Raw genomic sequence first — 18,295 nt, forward strand, 5'->3', positions numbered from 1 at the left:
GTGCCAGCACTCCTCCAGGAAGACGCGCTGCTGCGGGTCGGTGTACGTGGCCTCCTTGCCGGAGATCCGGAAGAACCCGGCGTCGAAGCGGGCGATGTCGTCCAGGAAGCTGCCGTACTGCTGACCGGCGCCCTCGCCCAGCGCCCGCGTCAGGTCCCACCGGTCGGCCTCGGTGACCAGGTCGTCGCCGGCGGCCAGGTGCGCCCACAGCGCCTCGGCGTCGGACGACTGGGCGTAGCGGGCGGCGATGCCGATGACGGCCACGGCGTCGTCGGAGGCGGGCACGGGAGTGAGGGGCGAGGCCGCCGGGGCGGGGGCCGGGGAGGACGGGGCGGACGATGCCGTCGGTGCCGTCGGTGCGGGTACGGCCGTGCGGACGTCGGCCTCGTGCCGGGTGACGAGCAGGTCGGCCAGCCGGTCGAGGGTGCTGTGCTCGAACAGGGTGGTCGTCGCCAGGTCGAGCCCGAAGGCGCGGTTGATCTCGCCGACGAGCTTGACGCCGAGGAGGGAGTCCACGCCGAAGTCGCTGAAGGACGCCTGCGGGTCGATCTCCTCGGGTTCCATCATCAGCACGCGGGAGATCTCGGCGAGCAGCCGGTCCGCGACGGCGTCCCGCAGCGCGTCCCCGTCCGAAGCCGCGGCGGCGGGCACCGGGTCGGCGGACGGTGCGGCCGGTGCCGGCGTGCCGGAGCGCGACGCCGACGGCGTACGGCCGCCCGGGGCGGAGCGTGCCGGGCCGGCCTCGGCGACCAGCACCTGCTGGCCGAGGTCGTCGGCGTCCGCGGCGGGCTGGGTCACCGCGGCGAAGCCCTCCTCGCGCAGCACCCGGCGCCAGGTGTGGGGATGCAGCGCCGGGCTGCCCGGCATGCGCAGTTCGTCGTCGCGGTAGAGCCACCAGCCCTGGAGCAGACCGAAGGTGAGGTGGGCGAAGATGTGGTCGCCGCTGATCTCGTTGAGCAGCAGCATCCCGTCGTCGGCCAGCAGGGCCCGCACGTGCCGTACCGTGGTGCGGATGTCGGCGGTGGCGTGCAGCACGTTGGTGGCCACGGCGACGTCGTAGGAGCCCGGCGTCAGGCCCTGCTCCTGGGGCGGCCGGCCGACGTCGAAGGTCTGGTAGCGCAGGTAGGGGTTGTCCGGGCCGTAGTTCTCGCGGGCGTGCAGCAGGAACGCCTTGGACAGGTCGGTGTAGCGGTACTCCTCGACGTGCTCGGCGTAGGGCCGCAGCCGGGGGAAGAGCAGGGCGCTGGTACCGCCGGTGCCGGCGCCGATCTCGATGATGCGCAGCCGGGCGCCGGGGTCGGCGGCGAGCCGTTCCTCGATCCGGGCCACCAGGGCGTCGCCGACGACGTGGTTGAAGTAGTCGGCGACCCCGTTGTTCCGGTACAGGTTCTCGACCTGGCCGAGCGAGCCGTCGGGGAACATGACGTCCGTGGCGGCGACCCGCCCGGAGAGGATGGCGGGCAGGGCACGCAGCATGGCCGTGGCGAGATCGGCCTGGGCGCTGAGGCCCTCGTCGTCCCGCCAGGTGGGCACGGCCCGTTCCCAGGCCCGCCAGGTGGCGGTGGCGTCCGGCAGGCGGTCGGCGCACAGCCGCTCGCCCTCCTGGCGCAGTCGGCCCTCACGCTCCAGCCGGTCCGTGCTCGCGGTCAGCCAGCGTGCGAGCACGCCCTGCGCGCCGGTGCGGGCGACCGCCTCGTCCGGGGTGAACGGGACGCGCAGGTCGAGGCCCGAGGCGTCGAGCTGCACCTGGAGCAGGTCGAGGAGGAGGCCGTTCATCGCGGTCTGCCGCGGGTCGTGCTCCGGCTTGCGCCGTACGGCGGGCGCGCGGCGCGGCACGGACTGCGCGGATCGGCGCGCCGGGCGGCCACGGCCGACGTCGAGGTCCGGGCGGCGGGAGCCCTCCACCCAGTACCGCTTGCGCTGGAACGGGTAGGTCGGCAGGGGTGTGCGGCGCACGTCGCGTCCGGCGAACAGGGGCGCGAAGTCGACGGTGGCGCCGTCGAGGTAGCGGCTGCGGGCGTCTTCCAGGGCCGGGTCGCCGCAGTCGGTGGGCGGCGCACCGCCGTCGCCCTCCAGCAGTTGCACGAGCGCCTGGCAGTCGTCGGCGATGTAGGCCGCGCGGTGCGCGAAGTGCCGCCGGCCGAGCGCCAGGGTGTGGCTGACGTCGCCGGGCAGGACGTCGGGCGTGCGGCGCAGATGGGCCGCCAGGTCGGCGGTCAGCCGGTGCAGCGCCTCGGGCTGGGGCGCGGACAGCACGAACAGGTGCGGTCGTCCGTCGGCCTGCCGCGGGGGCCGGGCGGGCGCGCTCTCGACGACCAGGTGGGCGTTGGTGCCGCTGAAGCCGAAGGAGCTGACCGCCGCCATGCGCCGGCCATGGGCGTTGGGTGCCCAGCGGCGCGGTTCGGTGTTGACGTAGAAGGGGCTGTCGTCGAGCCGGATCGCGGGGTTGGGCTCGTGGTGGTGCAGGGTCGGCGGGATCTGCTCGTGGCGCAGGGACAGTACGACCTTCAGCAGGCCGGCCACGCCCGCCGCCGAGGTGGTGTGCCCGAGGTTGGTCTTGACCGAGCCGAGCGCGCAGGAACCGGGGCCGGCGGCCGGGCCGAACGCCTTGCGCAGCGCGTCGAACTCGATCGGGTCGCCGAGCTGGGTGCCGGTGCCGTGCGCCTCGACGAGGCCGATGTCGGCGGGGTCGATGCCGAAGTCGCCGTACACCTGGCGGATCAGCCGCTCCTGGGAGAGCGCGCTGGGAGCGGTGATGCCGTTGGTGGCGCCGTCCTGGTTGAGGCCGGAGCCGCGGATCACGGCGTGCACGTGGTCGCCGTCGGCCAGCGCGTCGGACAGCCGCCGCAGCACCACCACGCCCACGCCCTCGCCGGGCACGAAGCCGTCGGCGCGGGAGTCGAAGGTGTGGCAGCGGCCCGTCGGGGAGAGCATGCCGGCGCGGCCGGCGGCCAGATGGGTCAGCGGTGTGGTCTGCACGCTGACACCGCCGGCCACGGCGATGTCGGTCTCACCGGTCCACAGCCCCTGGCAGGCCAGGTGGACGGCGACCAGCGAGCTGGAGCAGGCCGTGTCGACCGCGATCGCCGGGCCGTGCAGGTCCAGGTGGTAGGCGATGCGAGCGGGCACGATGGACGGCGCGTTGCCCCACACCGCCTGGGCGGGCGGCGCGTCGTCGAACCACTCGGTGTAGTCGCCGCCGGTGCAGCCGACGTAGACCCCGCCGCGCAGTGCGGCGAGGGAGGCGCCGACGTGACCGGCGTTCTCCAGCGCTATCCAGGCCTGCTCCAGGAAGAGGCGCTGCTGCGGGTCGGTGTAGGTGGCCTCCAGGCCCGTCATCTGGAAGAACCGGGCGTCGAAGCGGTCGATGCCGTCGAGGAAGCTGCCCGCCCGGCAGCTCAGTTCGTCCTCGCCGACGCCGGAGAGGTCCCAGCGCTCGATGGGGCCGACCAGGTCATGGCCGGCGGCCAGGTGCTCCCACAGGGCGTCGAGGTCGGCGGAGCCCGCGAAGCGGCCGCTGATGCCGACGATGGCGATGGGCTCGCGGGTCACGTGCCTGGCGGGACCGGCGAAGGCGGCCGGGACGGGGGCAGGGCCGGGGGCCTGCGCGGGCGCGGCGGGTTCCCCGGTCGCGGTGCGTGCCTCGGCAGCGGCCGGTGCCGCGGTTGCCGTCGGCAGCACCGGGTCGTGGCTCTCCGTGATGTGGGCGGCCAGCTGCCGCACGCTGCGGTGGTCGAAGATGACCGTGGTCATCAGGTCCAGGCCGAGCCGGTCGTTGACGCGCTGGATGAACTTCGCGCCGACGATGGAGTCCAGGCCGTAGTCGGCGAACGCCCGGTCGGTGTCGATCCGTTCGGCCGGCATGCGCAGTGCGCCGGCGAGTTCGCCGAGGACGACGTCCGCCACGGCCTCGGCGGGAAGCGGAGACGGTGCCGCAGCCGGACCTGGAGTCCGGACGGCGGGGACCTCGGTGGGTTCCGCCGTCGGGACGACCGCCTCCGCGGTGCCCCGCCCGGGCGTCGTGTCCGCCGCGCGCGGCAGGCGGACGACGCCGTCGCTGACGGCGACCACGATCTGCTGGCCGAGGACCAGCCCCGGGGCGGCCGGGTGCCGGATCCCGGTGAAGCCCTCCTGGGCGAGCACCGCCTGCCAGTTCTCCGGGGACAGCGCCGGGCTGCCGGGGACGCGCAGTTCGGTGTCGTCGTGCTGCCACCAGCCGTCGAGCAGCCCGAAGGTGAGGTGGTTGACGAGGTAGAAGCCGCTGATCTCGTTGAGCGCGAGCAGTCCGCCGCCGCGCAGCAGCGACTTGGCGTGCCGCAGGGCCGGGCGGATGTCGCTGGTCGCGTGGAGCACGTTGGCGGCGATGACGACGTCGTACTCGCCCGCGCCGAAGCCCTGTTCCCGGGGTGCCCGGCCGATGTCGAGGACGCGGTAGTCCAGCGGGGCGTACCGGCTGCCGAAGGTGTCCTGCGCGTTCTGCAGGAACGCCTGCGACACGTCGGTGAAGCAGTACGCGTCCAGACGCAGGCCTTCTTCCTCCAGGCGGTCCAGGACCGGCACGGTGGTGCCGCCGGTGCCGGCGCCGATCTCCAGGACGCGCAGCGGGGCCTGCGGGTCCACGCGCCGGCGGGCCCTGAGGTGGGCGACGACCTGGTCGGCGAGGACCGCGTTGAAGTATCCGGCGACCCGGTTGTCCCGGTAGACGCCTTCGACCAGGGCGAAGCTGCCGCCGGGGAAGAGCACGTCGGTGGCGGCGCGGCGGCCGAGCAGGATGTCGCCGAGCGCCGGGAGGGTCGTGCCGAGCAGGGCCAGCGGGGCGCGCAGGTCGGCGTTGGCCGCGGCCCAGCCGGTGCCGGCGCGGGCGAGGCCGGCACGGAGGGCGTCGGCGTCGGCACCGCCGGGCGCGCCGGGCGCCCAGCGGCCCTCGGCGTCGATCAGTCCGTGCTCGGTCAGGGCGCGCAGGGTGGCGGTGAGCCAGGCGCCGAAGCGGGTGCCGGCGCCGGTGCGCCGCGCCCAGTGGTCGGCGTCGCGCGGCTGGTCCAGGCCGACGCGGCGCAGTTCGGCGGCGAGGCAGCGGCACAGGTGGTCGTCGATCTCGCCGGGCACCGGTCCGGCGCCGTACGCGGCGAGCGCGGGCGGGAGCGGCAGGCCCGGGACGTCGTGGTGCGCGACCGGCCCGGTGGGCTGCGGGCTCAGCACCTCCCCCGCGACGGCGCCCTCGACGGGCAGCGGGCGGCTGGTCCGCATGAAGCCGATCTGGTCCAGGGGGCCGGCCAGCAGCCGCTCCAGGGCGGCCATGGCGGCCTGCGGGTCGATCGCCGCCACGCCCAGCGAGGCCAGTTCCCGCAGGTGCTCGGCGGGTGTGTTGCCCCAGTAGCCCCAGTTGACGACCTTCACCGGGCAGCCGAGCGCCCTGCGCAGCGCGGACGCGCTCGCGTCCTCGATGGCGCAGGCCGCCGCGTAGTGCGCCTGGTGCGGGTTGCGGATCTGGCTGACCAGCGAGGACACCAGAAGCACGAAGTCCGGGCGGTGGCCGGCGAACACCTCGGCGAGGTGCTCGCACGGTGCGGCCTTGGCCGTGCGTGCGGCGTCCAGTTCGGCTTCGTCCATCTCGGTCAGCGGGGTGTGCGTGAACACCATCGCCATGTGCACGAGTCCGTCGACACGGCCGTGGCGGCGCAGCACCTCGTCGCGCACGCGGGCCAGCGCGTCGCGGTCGGTGGCGTCGGCGGACAGGTACAGCGGAGCGGGGCCGTGCGTGCCGACGCGGGCGGCGGCCTCGCGGATCGCGGCGTCCTCGGCGCGGCGGCCGACCCACACCACGTGTGCGCCGTAGCGCCGGACCAGGTGCTCGCTCAGCCGGACACCGAGGTCGCCGGCGCCGCCGATCAGGACGTAGACGCCGTCGCGGCGGAATGCGGGGGCGTCCGGCGCGGCCGTCGCCCCGGTGGTGTCGACGGCGATGAGGCGCCGCTGGAGCCACTGGCCGCCGCGCCGGGCGCAGGGGTGCGCGCGGTGGTCGGCCGGCAGGGCGAACACCTCGCGGGGGTCGAGGGGTTCGCCGTCGGCGAGGTCGGCCGCACGGACCCGCCACTGCGGGCACTCCTTGGCCAGTCCGCCGAACAGGCCGTGCAGCCCGGCCTGTTCGGGGTCGGTGCCCGCGGTGCCGCCGGGATCGAAAGCGTGCCGGGTCACCAGGGTGAGCTCCAGCGGGCGGTCGGCGGCACCGGTCGCGAGCAGCGCCTTGACGAAGCGGAAGGCGCGGCGCAGTGCGTCGCCGCGCGCGCCGGGGCCGGGGCGGGCGCCGGACGCGGCCGGGGTCGTCGGGAAGGCGGCCACCACGCGGTCGAGGGGGCCGTACGACGCCAGTTCGCGGCTCAGGTCGTCGATCGCGCGGTCGGCGGTGTGGAGGGTGAGCAGGTCCGGGTGCAGGCGGCGCAGGGTGTCGGCGTCCCGCGCGGACGGGTTCACCGCAAGGACGCGTTCCGCCGTGCCGGGCTCATCCGCGGCCCTGTCGCGGCGTACCGGCTCCCAGACGGGGGCGAGGGTGAGGTGTCCGGCGGGAAGTACGGCGGGGGCGTCGGCTGCCGGCGCTGCGGGCGCCGGGGTTGCCCGCGGTGCCGGTTCCCGGGCGGGGGCGGGCTGCGGGGCGGACGGTTGTGCCGTCTGCGGCAGCGTGTCGGTGAACCAGTACCTCTCGCGGGCGAACGGGTAGGTCGGCAGACCCACCCGACGCGGGGCCGGCCCGTCGCCGTACAGGCGGGTCCAGTCCACCGTGAGGCCGTGCGTCCACGCCTCGGCGAGGGGTGCGAGCTTGCCGCGGGCGGCCCAGCGGGCGACGGTGTCCTGGAAGTCGTCGTCGGCGGCGAACGCGGCGGCCGGCTCGGTGCGCCGGGTGCCGTCCCGCAGGTACGCCCCGGTCGGCGGCTCGGTGCCGTCGGCGCACGCGTCGAGCGCGGCGAGCAGGTCCGCCAGGTTGTCCGTCACCACGGCGAACCGGACGTCCATCGCCTCCCTGCCGACCTGGAGGGTGTAGGCGATGTCGGCGAGGTCGTCGTCGCTCCAGGAGCCGGAGCGCAGTGCGCCGGACAGCCGCCGCGCCGAGTCGCGCAGCCGGTCGGTGTCCTGGGCGGACAGCACCGCGACGACGGAACCGGTGCGCCGGGGGCCCGGGTCGGACATGACGTACTCCTCCACGACGAGGTGGGCGTTGGATCCGCCGGCGCCGAAGGCGGAGAGGGCGGCGAGCCGGGGCCGTCCCTCGGGGCGCGGCCACGGCGCGGCCTCGCGCTGCAGGACGAAGGGGGTGTCGGCGAAGTCGATGTGCGGGTTGGTGCGTTCGGCGTGCAGCGACGGCACGAGACGGCCGTGCCGCATCTGGAGCAGGATCTTGGCCAGGCCCGCGATCCCCGCCGCGCTCTCCAGGTGGCCGATGTTCGACTTGGCCGAGCCGATCGCGCAGAAGGCCCGGTCGTCGGTGAACTCGGTGAAGGCGGACTTCAGACCGGCGATCTCGATGGGGTCGCCCAGCGAGGTGCCGGTGCCGTGGGCCTCGACGTACTGGATGTCCCGCGGGTCGATGCCGGCCTGCCGCCAGGCGCTGCGGATCACCGCCGCCTGCGCGTGCGGGTTGGGCACGGTGAAGCCGTGGGTGCGGCCGCCGTGGTTGACGGCGGTGCCGCGGATCACGCCGAGGATGCGGTCGCCGTCGGCGACGGCGTCGGCGAGCGGGCGCAGCAGGACGGCGCCGACACCCTCGCCGGGCACGTAGCCGTCGCCGCCCTCGCCGAAGCTGCGGCAGCGGCCGTCGCTGGAGGCGAACTGCCCCTGGCCGATCATCAGGTACTTGCTCGGGTGCACCGACACGTTGACGCCGCCGGCCAGCGCGATCGCGCACTCGCCGCTGCGGATCGCGGCGCACGCCAGGTGGAGGGCGGTCAGCGCGGAGGCGCACATGGTGTCGACAGCGACACTGGGGCCGCTCGCGTCGAAGAAGTACGACACCTGGTTGGCGATGGACGCCAGGCTGCCGGGGACGACGACGTGCTCTCCGCGTGCGATGGCCTCCGCGCCGTGGAGCTGGTACTCGGTGTACATCGCGCCGACGAAGACGCCGATGTCCCCGGCGTCGCGGTGGACACGGCGCCGCGCGGCCGAGCGCAGCGCGTCACGCGTGTAGCCGGCGTCCTGCAACGTCTCGTACGCGCACTGCAGGAACAGCCGCTCCTGCGGGTCCATGGTGGACGCGACGCTGGGCGCGATCCCGAAGAAGAGCGGGTCGAACTCGTCGACGCCGTCGATGAAGCCGCCCCACTTGCTGTAGGTCCGGCCGGGGACACCACGGCGCGGATCGTAGAACCGGTCGTGGTCCCAGCGCTCGGCGGGGATCTCGGTGATGCTGTCCCGGCCGGCGAGCAGGTTCTCCCAGAAGGCGTCCAGGTCCCGGGCACCGGGGTAGCGGCCGGCCATGCCGACGACGGCGATGGCCGTGCCGCCGCCGTCGCGGGCGGCCGGTTCCCGGGTGAGGGGTGCGGGGGCCGGAGGGCGCTCCTCGGCGGACGCGGCCCGTCCGGCTCCTTGGTCCGGCCGTGCCGCCGTGGCGGCTCGTGCCGTGGTGCCGACGCCGACGAGTGCGGCGAGTTCGTCCGGCTGGGTGCGCAGGAAGTGGTCCACCAGGCCGTCGACGGTGCGGACCTCGAAGAACAGGGTGCTTCCGACATCGCGCAGATGCGCGCGGACCGCCTCGGTGAGCTGCACGACGAGGATGGAGTCGATGCCGTAACGCTCCAGGGGCACATCGGCCTTGATGTCCGGCAGCGGCAGACGCAGCGTGTCGGCGACGAGCGCGCGGAAGAAGTCGCGGGCCGCCTCGCGCAGTCGCGCCGCCAGGTCCTCGCCCGGTGCGGGGACGGTCGCGGTGGCCGTGGGCGCGGAAGGAGCCTGCACGGGCGCAGGGGTGCCGTCGGGTCCGGGCGGGGCTGCCGTGGGAGCCGGAACGTCCGCCGGAGCGGGCCGGTCCTGCGGGGGTGCGACACCGCGGAAAGCGGAGACCCCGTCGGGGCGCGGCTGGCGGATCGCGCCGTCGCTCTCGGCGACGATCACCTGCTGGCCCAGGTCGTCGGCGCCCTCGGCGGCGACGAAGGCACCGCGGAAACCGACGTCGCCGAGCACGCGCCGCCAGGTGGCGGGGGTGAGGCCGGGCGAGCCGGCGATGCGCGGCGCCGGGTCGTCGTAGCGCCACCAGCCCTGCAGCAGTCCGAACGTCAGGTGGCTGAAGAAGACGTTGTCGCTCAGCTCGTTGAGGAGCAGCACGCCGTGCGGGCGCAGCGCGGCCTTGACGTTGCGCAGGGTGGTGCGGATGTTGCGGGTGGCGTGCAGCACGTTGGTGGCGACGACCACGTCGAAGTCGCCGGGGCGCACGGACTGTCCGGCGAGCGGCCGTTCGATGTTCAGCAGCCGCTCGTCGAGGTAGGGGGCGATGTCGCCGTACTCCCGGCGGGCGTGCAGCAGGAACGCCTTGGACAGGTCGGTGTAGCAGTAGGTCTCGACGTGCTCGCTCCACTGCCGCAGCCGCCGGAAGACGACCGCGCTGGTGCCGCCGGTGCCGGCGCCGACCTCCAGGATCCGGATGCGTGCGGCCGGGTCGTCGGCGATCCGGCGGCGCAGGTAGTCCACGAGGGTGTCGGCGAGGACGTCGTTGAAGTAGTCGGCGACCGGGTTGTTCCGGTAGACGGACTCGACCAGGCGCAGCGAGGAGTTGGGGAACATCACGTCGGTCGCAGGGCGGCGGCCGGTGAGGATGTCGGTCAGGGCGCGCAGCGTGGTGTCGACCAGGACGGCCTGGGCGCGCTTGGCGTCCTGGGCCTCCCAGAGCGCGCGAGCGGCGTCCCAGTCCCGCCAGGCGGCGTCCAGGTCCACGGGGCCGGGGGCGGTCGCCGCGTAGCGGCCGTCGGCGTCGCGTCGCAGGTGACCGGCCTCGGTCAGCACGTGCAGGGTGTGCGCCGTCCAACGGGCGTAGTCGTCGGTGATGCCGCCCGTCGCGCGCCACTCGTCGGCGGTGGCGGCGCGTGTGCCGTCGAACAGGCCGAGGGAACGCAGCAGCGCCCAGGTGATGCGCAGCAGCGCGTCGTGCATGGAGCCGGCGTGCCCGTCGGCCGCGACGCGCAGTCGCCCGATCTCGTCGCGCCGGTCGGGGCGGCCGTCGCGCAGGGCGGCGATCAGGGACGGGGTGCGGACCGCGTGGTGTTCGACGGCGTCCTCGCCGTACAGGCCGTCGATGCTGCGCGGGTGCGTGGCCTTCAGCAGGGCGAGTTGCGGGTACGGCGAGGTGAGCAGGGTGTCGTAGGCGGCCATGCCCTCGTCGGGTTCGATCGAGGCGAGCCCGGCCTCTTTCATGCGGCGGCGGTAGTCGTCGGCGGTGACGATGCCGACGCCGGCCCAGTAGCCCCAGTTCATCACCTTGACCGGGCAGGGCAGGCGGTCCCGCAGGTGCTCCGCCCAGGCGTCGGAGAAGGTGCAGCCGGCGGCGTAGTTGGCCTGTCCCGGCGCTTTGAAGAACGCCTGCATGGAGGAGAAGAACGCCACGAACCGCAGCGGCTGGTCGCCGAAGGCGTCGGCGAGGTTGACCGACACGTCGGCCTTGGCGGCGTACGTGGCGCGGAACCGGTCCTCGTCCATGCGGGCCAGGCTCTGGTCGCCGAGGACGATGGCGGTGTGCAGGACGGCGCGCACGGGGCCGTGCCGGCGGACGATCTCCTCGCAGGCGGCGCGCAGCGCGGCCGGGTCGGTGGCGTCCGCCCGTACGTAGTCGGGGCGCGGCCCGTGCTCGGCGAGCGCGGTGCGGCGGGCCTCGATGGTCTCGTCCAGGGGGCGGCGGCCGATCCAGACGACCCGGGCGCCGTGGCGGCGCATCACGTGCTCGGTCCACACGGTGCCGATGCCACCGGCGCCGCCGATGGCCACGACCACGTCACCGGGCCGCAGGTGTTCCTCGCCGGGCGTGGGTACGGGCGCGGTGAGTTCGAGCAGGCGCCGGCGGTACCACTCGCCGTCCCGGTGGGCAAGCGTCTCGCCGCGCGGGTCGGCGGGCAGGGCCAGCACCTCGTCCCAGGGGACGGCGGTGCCGGCCCCGATGTCGGCCACCCGGATCCGCCAGTGCGGGTACTCCTTGGCGACGGTGCCGAACAGGCCGTGCACGCCGGCGTGCGCCGGGTCGACGGCACGGTCGCCGGTCAGCCGGCACGCCTGCCGGGTGATCACGGTCAGGCCGAGCTCGCGGGCGTCGGCGCCGTCCGCGAGGAGCGCCTTGACGAGGCGGAACGCGGTGAGGACGGTGTCGGTGCCGCTGCCGGGCGGCGCGGTGCGCTCCGGGGCCAGCCACACGGCGTGTTCGACGCCGGACGGCAGCAGCGCGGCGAGCCGCTGCGGCGAGTCGGCGTCGCCGAGGCCGAGGAGCGTGGCGTTCGGGTAGCGGCGCAGTATCTCGGCCTGCTCCCCGGCGGTGCCGCCGAGGACGGCCAGGCGCGTGGCGGGCGCGGGCCAGCGGGGCGCGGGGCCGGCCGGCAGGGCGTCCCAGACGGGGGCCAGCAGACAGGCCTTCGGCGCGTCGGACGCGGGACGCGGCTGCCCGGACGCGGTGCGGACGGGCTCGGACGGGGACTGCGGGGCCCCGGGCGCGGTCCGCGCGGGCTCCGGTGCCGGTGCCGTGCCGAGGATGGCGTCCGGTGCGGTGCGGTGGCGGGAGGAGTAGCCGCGCAGGCTGACGCGAAGGCGTCCTTCGTCGTCGTACACGTCGATGTCCGCTTTCTGTACGCCGCGCCGCGCGGACGGGGCGTAGCCGTCGCTGTGCCGCAGGTGGGCCCACATGCGGTCGGTGGTCGGGCCGAGAACGTCGACGGCGTCGAGCGCGAACGGCAGGGCGGGGGCGCCGGCGTGGTCGGCCAGGGCGCCGGTGCCGTCGCCGTACAGGCCGACGACCGCCTGGATCGCGGCGTCGAGCATCGCCGGGTGCAGCGCGTACGACGCGTCACCGGCCGCTTCGGGCAGCACCAGCCGGGCCAGCACCTCGCCGTCGCCGACGGCGAGGGAGTCCAGGGCGCGCAGGCGTTCTCCGTGCCGGATGCCGACGGCGCCGAGGGCGGCGTAGCACTGCTCGCGGGTCAGGGTGTGCCGGTCGCAGCGGGCCCGGAGTTCCTCGAGCCGGACCCGGTCGGCCGGTGCCGCGGCGGGGGTGGCGATCCGGCCCTGGGCGTGCACCTCGTGCGGTGCGGCGCCGGCCCGGTGGACGCGGAAGCCGGTGCGGCCGGTGCCGAGTTCGACGCGCAGTTCCGCCGGCCGGGTCCCCGAGCCGTCGGCATCCGGTGCGAAGGGGGCCGGCCAGACGACGTCGCGCAGGCCGAGCGGTGTGAAGGACTCCCCCGACACCGCGCGGCGCACGGCCTCCAGGGAGACCACGGCGGGCAGGACCGGGCGACCGCCGACGTGATGGTCGGCCAGGAAGAACTCGGTGCCGGTCAGTGGCCACCGGTACGCGGCGGGCGCGGTGGCCTGCCCGTCGGCGGGCACGGCCCGCTCGGCCCAGTAGCGGTCGCGTTCGAACGGGTACGTCGGCAGGGGCACCACCCGGCGGGCGCCGGCCGGGAGGTGGTCGGCGAACCGGTCGACGCGGCCCTCGACGTAGGCGCGGGCCAGCTCCCGCGGGGCCGGCCGCGCCGCGGGGGCGGCGTACGGGGCGGCCTGCGCGGAGACCTCGCCCTGGTGGACGTCGGGGCCTCCGGTGCCGGCGAGCCAGGCCCTCAGGTGCGCGGCGAGGGCCGGCAGGTCGGCGGCGACGACTGCCAGCCGGTGGCCGAAGTGCCGTCGGCCGGCGGCGAGGGTGTGGGCGACCGCGCCGGCCGCCAGGGCGGGCGCGGCGCCGAGGTGGTCGACGAGGCGCCGCGCCACGTCGCGCAGGGCCTCGGGGGTGCGGGCGGACAGCAGGAAGGCGTGCTCGGTGCCGCCCTCGTCGGTGTGCGCGGGCTGTGCGTACTCCTCGAGGACGACGTGCGCGTTGGTGCCGCTGGCGCCGAACGAGCTGACGGCGGCGCGGCGCGGCCCGTGGTCCGGCCGCGGCCACGGGCGCAGCCGGGTGTCGACGCGGAACGGGCTGCCCTCCAGGGCGATCGCCGGGTTGCCGCGGCTGAAGTGAAGGGTGGGCGGCAGTTGCCGGTGGCGCAGCGCGAGCAGCGCCTTGATGACCCCGGCGACACCCGCGGCGAACTGGGTGTGGCCGAGGTTGGTCTTGACCGAGCCGAGGGAGCAGCCGCCCGCGGGGGCGCCCTCGAACACCCGGCGCAGGGCGCGGAATTCGATGGGGTCGCCGAGCGGGGTGCCGGTGCCGTGGGCCTCGACGAGCTGGATGCCGCCGGGGGTGATGCCGCACTCCTCGTGCACGGCGCGCAGCAGCCGCTCCTGCGAGACGGCGCTGGGCGCGGTGATGCCGTTGGTGGTGCCGTCCTGGTTGACGCCGGTGCCGCGGATCAGGCCGTAGACGTGGTCGCCGTCGCGTTCGGCGTCGGAGAGCCGTTTGAGGACGACGACGCCGGCGCCCTCGCCGGGCACGAAGCCGTCGGCGTCCGCGTCGAAGCTGCGGCAGCGCCCGCTCGGGGACAGCATGCCGGCGCGGTCGGCGGCGACGTACAGGCGGGGGGTGGTCTGGATGAACACGCCGCCCGCCAGGGCCATGTCGGCGGCGCCCGCCCTGAGGTCGCGGCAGGCGAGGTGGAGGGCGACCAGGGAGCTGGAGCAGGAGGTGTCGACGCTGAGGGCGGGACCGGTCAGGTCCAGGTGGTAGGCGATGCGGGAGGCCACCACCGACCCCATGGTGCCCCACAGGGCCTGGGCGGGGGCCTGGTCGGCCAGGTGCTCGTGGTAGTCGCCGGCGTAGCAGCCGACGTAGACGCCGCAGGTGCCGGAGGTGAGGCGTTCACCGGTGTAACCGGCGTCCTCCAGGGCGTTCCAGCACTCCTCCAGGAAGATCCGCTGCTGCGGGTCCATGGCGGCGGCCTCGACGCCGGAGATGCCGAAGAACACCGGGTCGAACCGGTCGATGCCGTCGACGAAGCTGCCGGCGCGGCAGGACACGCCGGGTGCCTCGCGGTCGAGGTCCCAGCGGGTGACCGGGCCGACCAGGTCGTCCCCGGCGGCGATGTGGCGCCACAGGGCTCGCGGATCGGGCGCGTCGGCGAAGCGGGCGGCCAGGCCCACGACGGCGATGGGTTCGCCGGCCGGAAGGGGGCGCGGACGGGCCGCCGGGGAGGCGGCCGGCGCCGCGGAGGGGCGCAGGGTGTCGCCGTAGGTCCGCACGATGAACGTGCGCAGCCGCTCCACCGAGCCGTGGTCGAAGAGGTCGGTGGTCTCCAGTGCGGTGCCCAGCGTCTCGTTGAGCCTCTGCACCACGTTCACGCCGAGGATGGAGTCGAGCCCGAGGTCGGCGAAGGGCCGGCGCCGGTCGATCTCCTCGGCCGGCATCTGGAGGGCGTCGCCGACCGTGGCCAGGACGACGCGCTCGACCTCACGGGCGTCGGCCCCGGGGGTGGCGGCGGGTGCCGTGGGCGCGCAGACCTCGCCGGCCACCGCGGCGGAGGCGGTCGCGGGGCCGGCGAGGGACCTGGTCGTGTCGAACCAGTAGCGGGGGCCGGCGAACGGGTACGTCGGCAGGTGCAGGCGCGCCGGGGGGCGGTCGCCGTCGTGCAGCCGGGTCCAGTCGAGCGGCATGCCCTTGGCCCAGAAGGCGGCCAGTCGCAGCCACTCGCCGCGGGCGGTCCACTGGCCGACGAGCTCGCGGACCTCGGGCTTGTCCGCCAGCGCCGCCCGGGTCTCCCGGGTGGTGCGCACGCGGTCGCGGCCCCAGGGTCCGTCGGCGTCCGGGCCCGCGAGGTAGGCGGCCAGTTGCTCCCGCCACTGGTCGGCGCGTGCCGCGACGAAGCACAGCCGCTCATCCATCTCCTCGCGTCCGGTCTGCAGCGTGAAGGCGACGGCACCGAGGTCGACGGGCGCACCGGCGTCGTCCAGCCACGCCGCCATCCGCTCGGCGCGGGCGCGCAGCGCCTCCGGGGTGCGCGCGGACAGCGGCAGCAGGAAGGGCCGGCCGGACGACGGGGGCGGGGCGACGCGGTCGGCGGGGGCCCGGTACTCGGCGAGGACGACGTGCGCGTTGGCCCCGCCCGCGCCGAAGGAGGACACGCCCGCCACGCGGGGCCGGCCGTCGGCCGGGGCCGCCCAGGGTGTCCGCCGGGTCTGCACCGTGAACGGGGTCGCGGCGAAGTCGATCTCCGGGTTGGGCGGTTCGGCGTGCAGGCTCGGCACCAGCTCGCCGTGCTTGAGCTGGAGGACCGCCTTCGTCAGACCGGCGATGCCGGCGGCGGCCTCCAGGTGGCCGATGTTCGGCTTCACCGTGCCGAGGGCGCACGACGGGCGGTCCGCGGTGTCCGGCAGGCCCTCGGTGAACGCCTGTGTGAGGCCGTCGATCTCCACCGGGTCGCCGAGCCGGGTGCCGGTGCCGTGCGCTTCGACGTAGCCGACCTGAGCCGGGGTCACGCCCGCGCGTGCCAGGGCCTCGCGCACCAGGGCGGCCTGGGCGCGCGGGTTGGGCACGGTGTAGCCGTTGCTGCGGCCGCCGTGGTTGACGCTGGAGCCGAGGATGACCGCGTGCACCGGGTCGCCGTCGGCCTCCGCCCGGGACAGCGGCTTGAGCAGGACGGCGCCGACTCCCTCGCCGGGCACGAAGCCGTCGCCGCCCTCGCCGAAGCTGCGGCAGCGTTCGCCGGAGGCGAGCATGCGCGAGCGGCACAGGTCGACATAGGTCGAGGGGTGCAGGTACAGGTTGACGCCGCCGGCGATGGCCAGTTCGCAAGCGCCGCGCCGCAGTTGCTCGCACGCCTCGTGGACGGCGGTCAGGGACGCCGAGCACATGGTGTCGACCGGCATGCTCGGGCCGCGAAGGTCCAGGAGGTACGACACGCGGTTGGCGAGGGAGGCGAACGAGGTTCGGGGCGCCGGCGGCACGTCGCCGTCCGGCGCGTCGGGGCGGTGCCGGTCGAAGCCGGTCTTGGTGACGCCCACGAACACGCCCACCCGGGAGCCGTGCCGCTCGGCGAGCCGCCCGGGCGTGTACCCGGCGTCCTCCAGCACGGCCCAGGCGCACTCGATGAACAGCCGCTCCTGCGGGTCCATGTCGGCGGCGGTGCGCGGGGCGATGCCGAAGAACGCGGCGTCGAACCGGGCGAAGTCGTCCAGGAACGCGCCCCACTTGCTGTAGCTGGCGCCCTGCCGTACGGCGCGCTGGGCGTCCGGCTCGAAGAAGCCGTCCAGCGGCCAGCGCTCGGCGGGGATCTCGCGCACGCTGTCGCGTCCGGCACGCAGGTTGCGCCAGAACGCGGCGATGTCGGGGGCGTCGGGGTAGCGGCCGCTCAGCCCGATGACGGCGATCGGCTCGTCGGCCGGCAGGGGGCGGGCGGTCGCGGCGGCCCGCGAAGCGGCTGCGGGGGCGGTGGGCGCGGAGGATGCCACCGGCTCGCCCGGGACGGTGGGGCGTGCGGCGGTGTCCGTGGACCCGGACGCGGTCATCGGCGCGGCCGCGGACGGTTCGCCGTCGAGCCAGCTCCGGCAGCCCTCCGGGTGCTGGTCGGCCAGGTGGTGGGCGAGTTCCCGCAGGGTGGGGTGCTGGTACAGCAGCGACTTGGGCAGGGTGCCGAACCACCGCTCGAGGTGCCGGTTGAGCCGGGTGACGGCGAGGGAGTCGATGCCGAAGCCGTCCAGTGGCGCGTCGGCGTCGAGCCGGTCGGCATCCAGTCGCAGCGTGGTGGCGAGGAGTTCCTTGACCTTGGGGAGCACGTCGGCGCGCAATGCGGTGCCGGACGGTGCCGCCTGCGCGGGAGCGGCGGAGCGCGGAACCGCCGCCCCGGTGGCCTGCCGCGCGAGGGTGTCCGTCCCGGTCCCGTGCCGGTCGGTGACCAGCAGGTGTGGCGCGTCCAGCCGCACGGCCCGGTGCAGGGCGCCCAGCGCGGTGGCCGTGTCGAGGGGGTGGCCGAAGCGCTCGGCGAGTGCGGGCAGGTCGTCGGCGGCAACGCGCATGCCGCCCTCACGCCACAGCGGCCAGGCGAGGGACAGGCTCCGTCCGTGCCGCAGTCCGGACGCCACGAGGTGACGGCGGTGGGACAGGTAGGCGTCCATGAAGCCGTTGGCGGCGGCGTAGTCGGCCTGACCGGGGTTGCCGAGGCTGCCGCAGCCGGAGGAGAAGGCGATGAGGAAGTCGAGCGGAAGGTGGCTGCAGGCCTCGTCGAGGTGGACCAGGCCGGCCACCTTGGGCCCCAGCACCTCGTGCAGCTCCTGGTGGCTCTTGCGCAGGACGTAGCCGTCGCGCAGCAGCCCGGCCGCGTGGACGATGCCGTCGAGGCGCCCGTACCGCCGTACGACGCCGTCGACCGCCTCGGCGACCGCGGCGGCGTCCGTGACGTCGGCCTGGATGTACTCGGCGGCGGCGAGCCCGCGCCGGTCCACTCCGTCGGGCGCACGGCGCCCGCACACGACCAGGCGGGCCGTGGGAGCGTGCCGGGCGAGGTCGGCGGCGAGCAGCCGGCCGATGCCGCCCGCGCCGCCGGTGACCAGGTACACCCCGTCGGGGCGCCAGAGCCGCGCCTCGGCCGCCGGGAGGTCCCTGGCGGGCCGCCACTGCGGCAGCTGCCGGTGCCCGTCGACGTAGCGCACGTGTTCGTCCCCGGCGTCCTGCTCGGCCTGGAGGATCCCGGCCAGGTCCTCGGCGGACGGCCACGGGGTGAACTCGACGAGCTGCACGGCCAGCGCCGGCTCCTCCAGGGCGGCGCTGCGCAGCATGCCGAGCAGCCCGGCGTGACCGTGGGGGCTGCGCGCGGGGCAGACCACCTGGACGACGCGCCGTTCACGGTGCGGCTGCCCGAGCAGGCGCTGCAGTTCGCCGAGGAGCCGGGTGGCGGCCCGCCGGTAGGTCGCGGCCGGGCCGTCACCGGCGTTGTCCACTCGGGCGAGGGACACTCCGGGCAGGCGGCGGCGCACGGCGGCCTCGTGGGCGTCGTCGGCGTCGCACAGCACGATCAGACGCCGGGCGGGCGCGACGGCGCGGGTCCGTTCGCCGAGGGGCCGGTCGTGCCAGTGCGGCGTCAGCAGGAGGTCCCGGCTCGCGGGGTCTTGCCGTGCGGGGGGTGTGGTGTCCATGGAGGTCTTTCGTGCGAGAGGGGGAAGGCTCGGCTCCGGGATGGGGGGCTCGACGGTCATGGCGGGC

General features: G+C 75.6%; 1 protein-coding gene (cut by a window edge). It reads right to left on the reverse strand.

Features of this window, described 5'->3' with window-relative positions:
- On the reverse strand, positions 1–18,288 hold the 5' portion of the coding sequence (locus tag AB0950_RS32495) for an SDR family NAD(P)-dependent oxidoreductase (protein WP_366780023.1). 7,026 nt of this gene lie to the left of the window's left edge; 18,288 of the gene's 25,314 nt are visible here — the first part of the coding sequence; its start codon is at positions 18,286–18,288; its stop codon lies off the left edge, out of view.
- Between the last annotated feature and the right edge of the window lie 7 nt (positions 18,289–18,295).

This window comes from Streptomyces sp. NPDC007189, assembly GCF_040703635.1.
GTDB lineage: Bacteria > Actinomycetota > Actinomycetes > Streptomycetales > Streptomycetaceae > Streptomyces.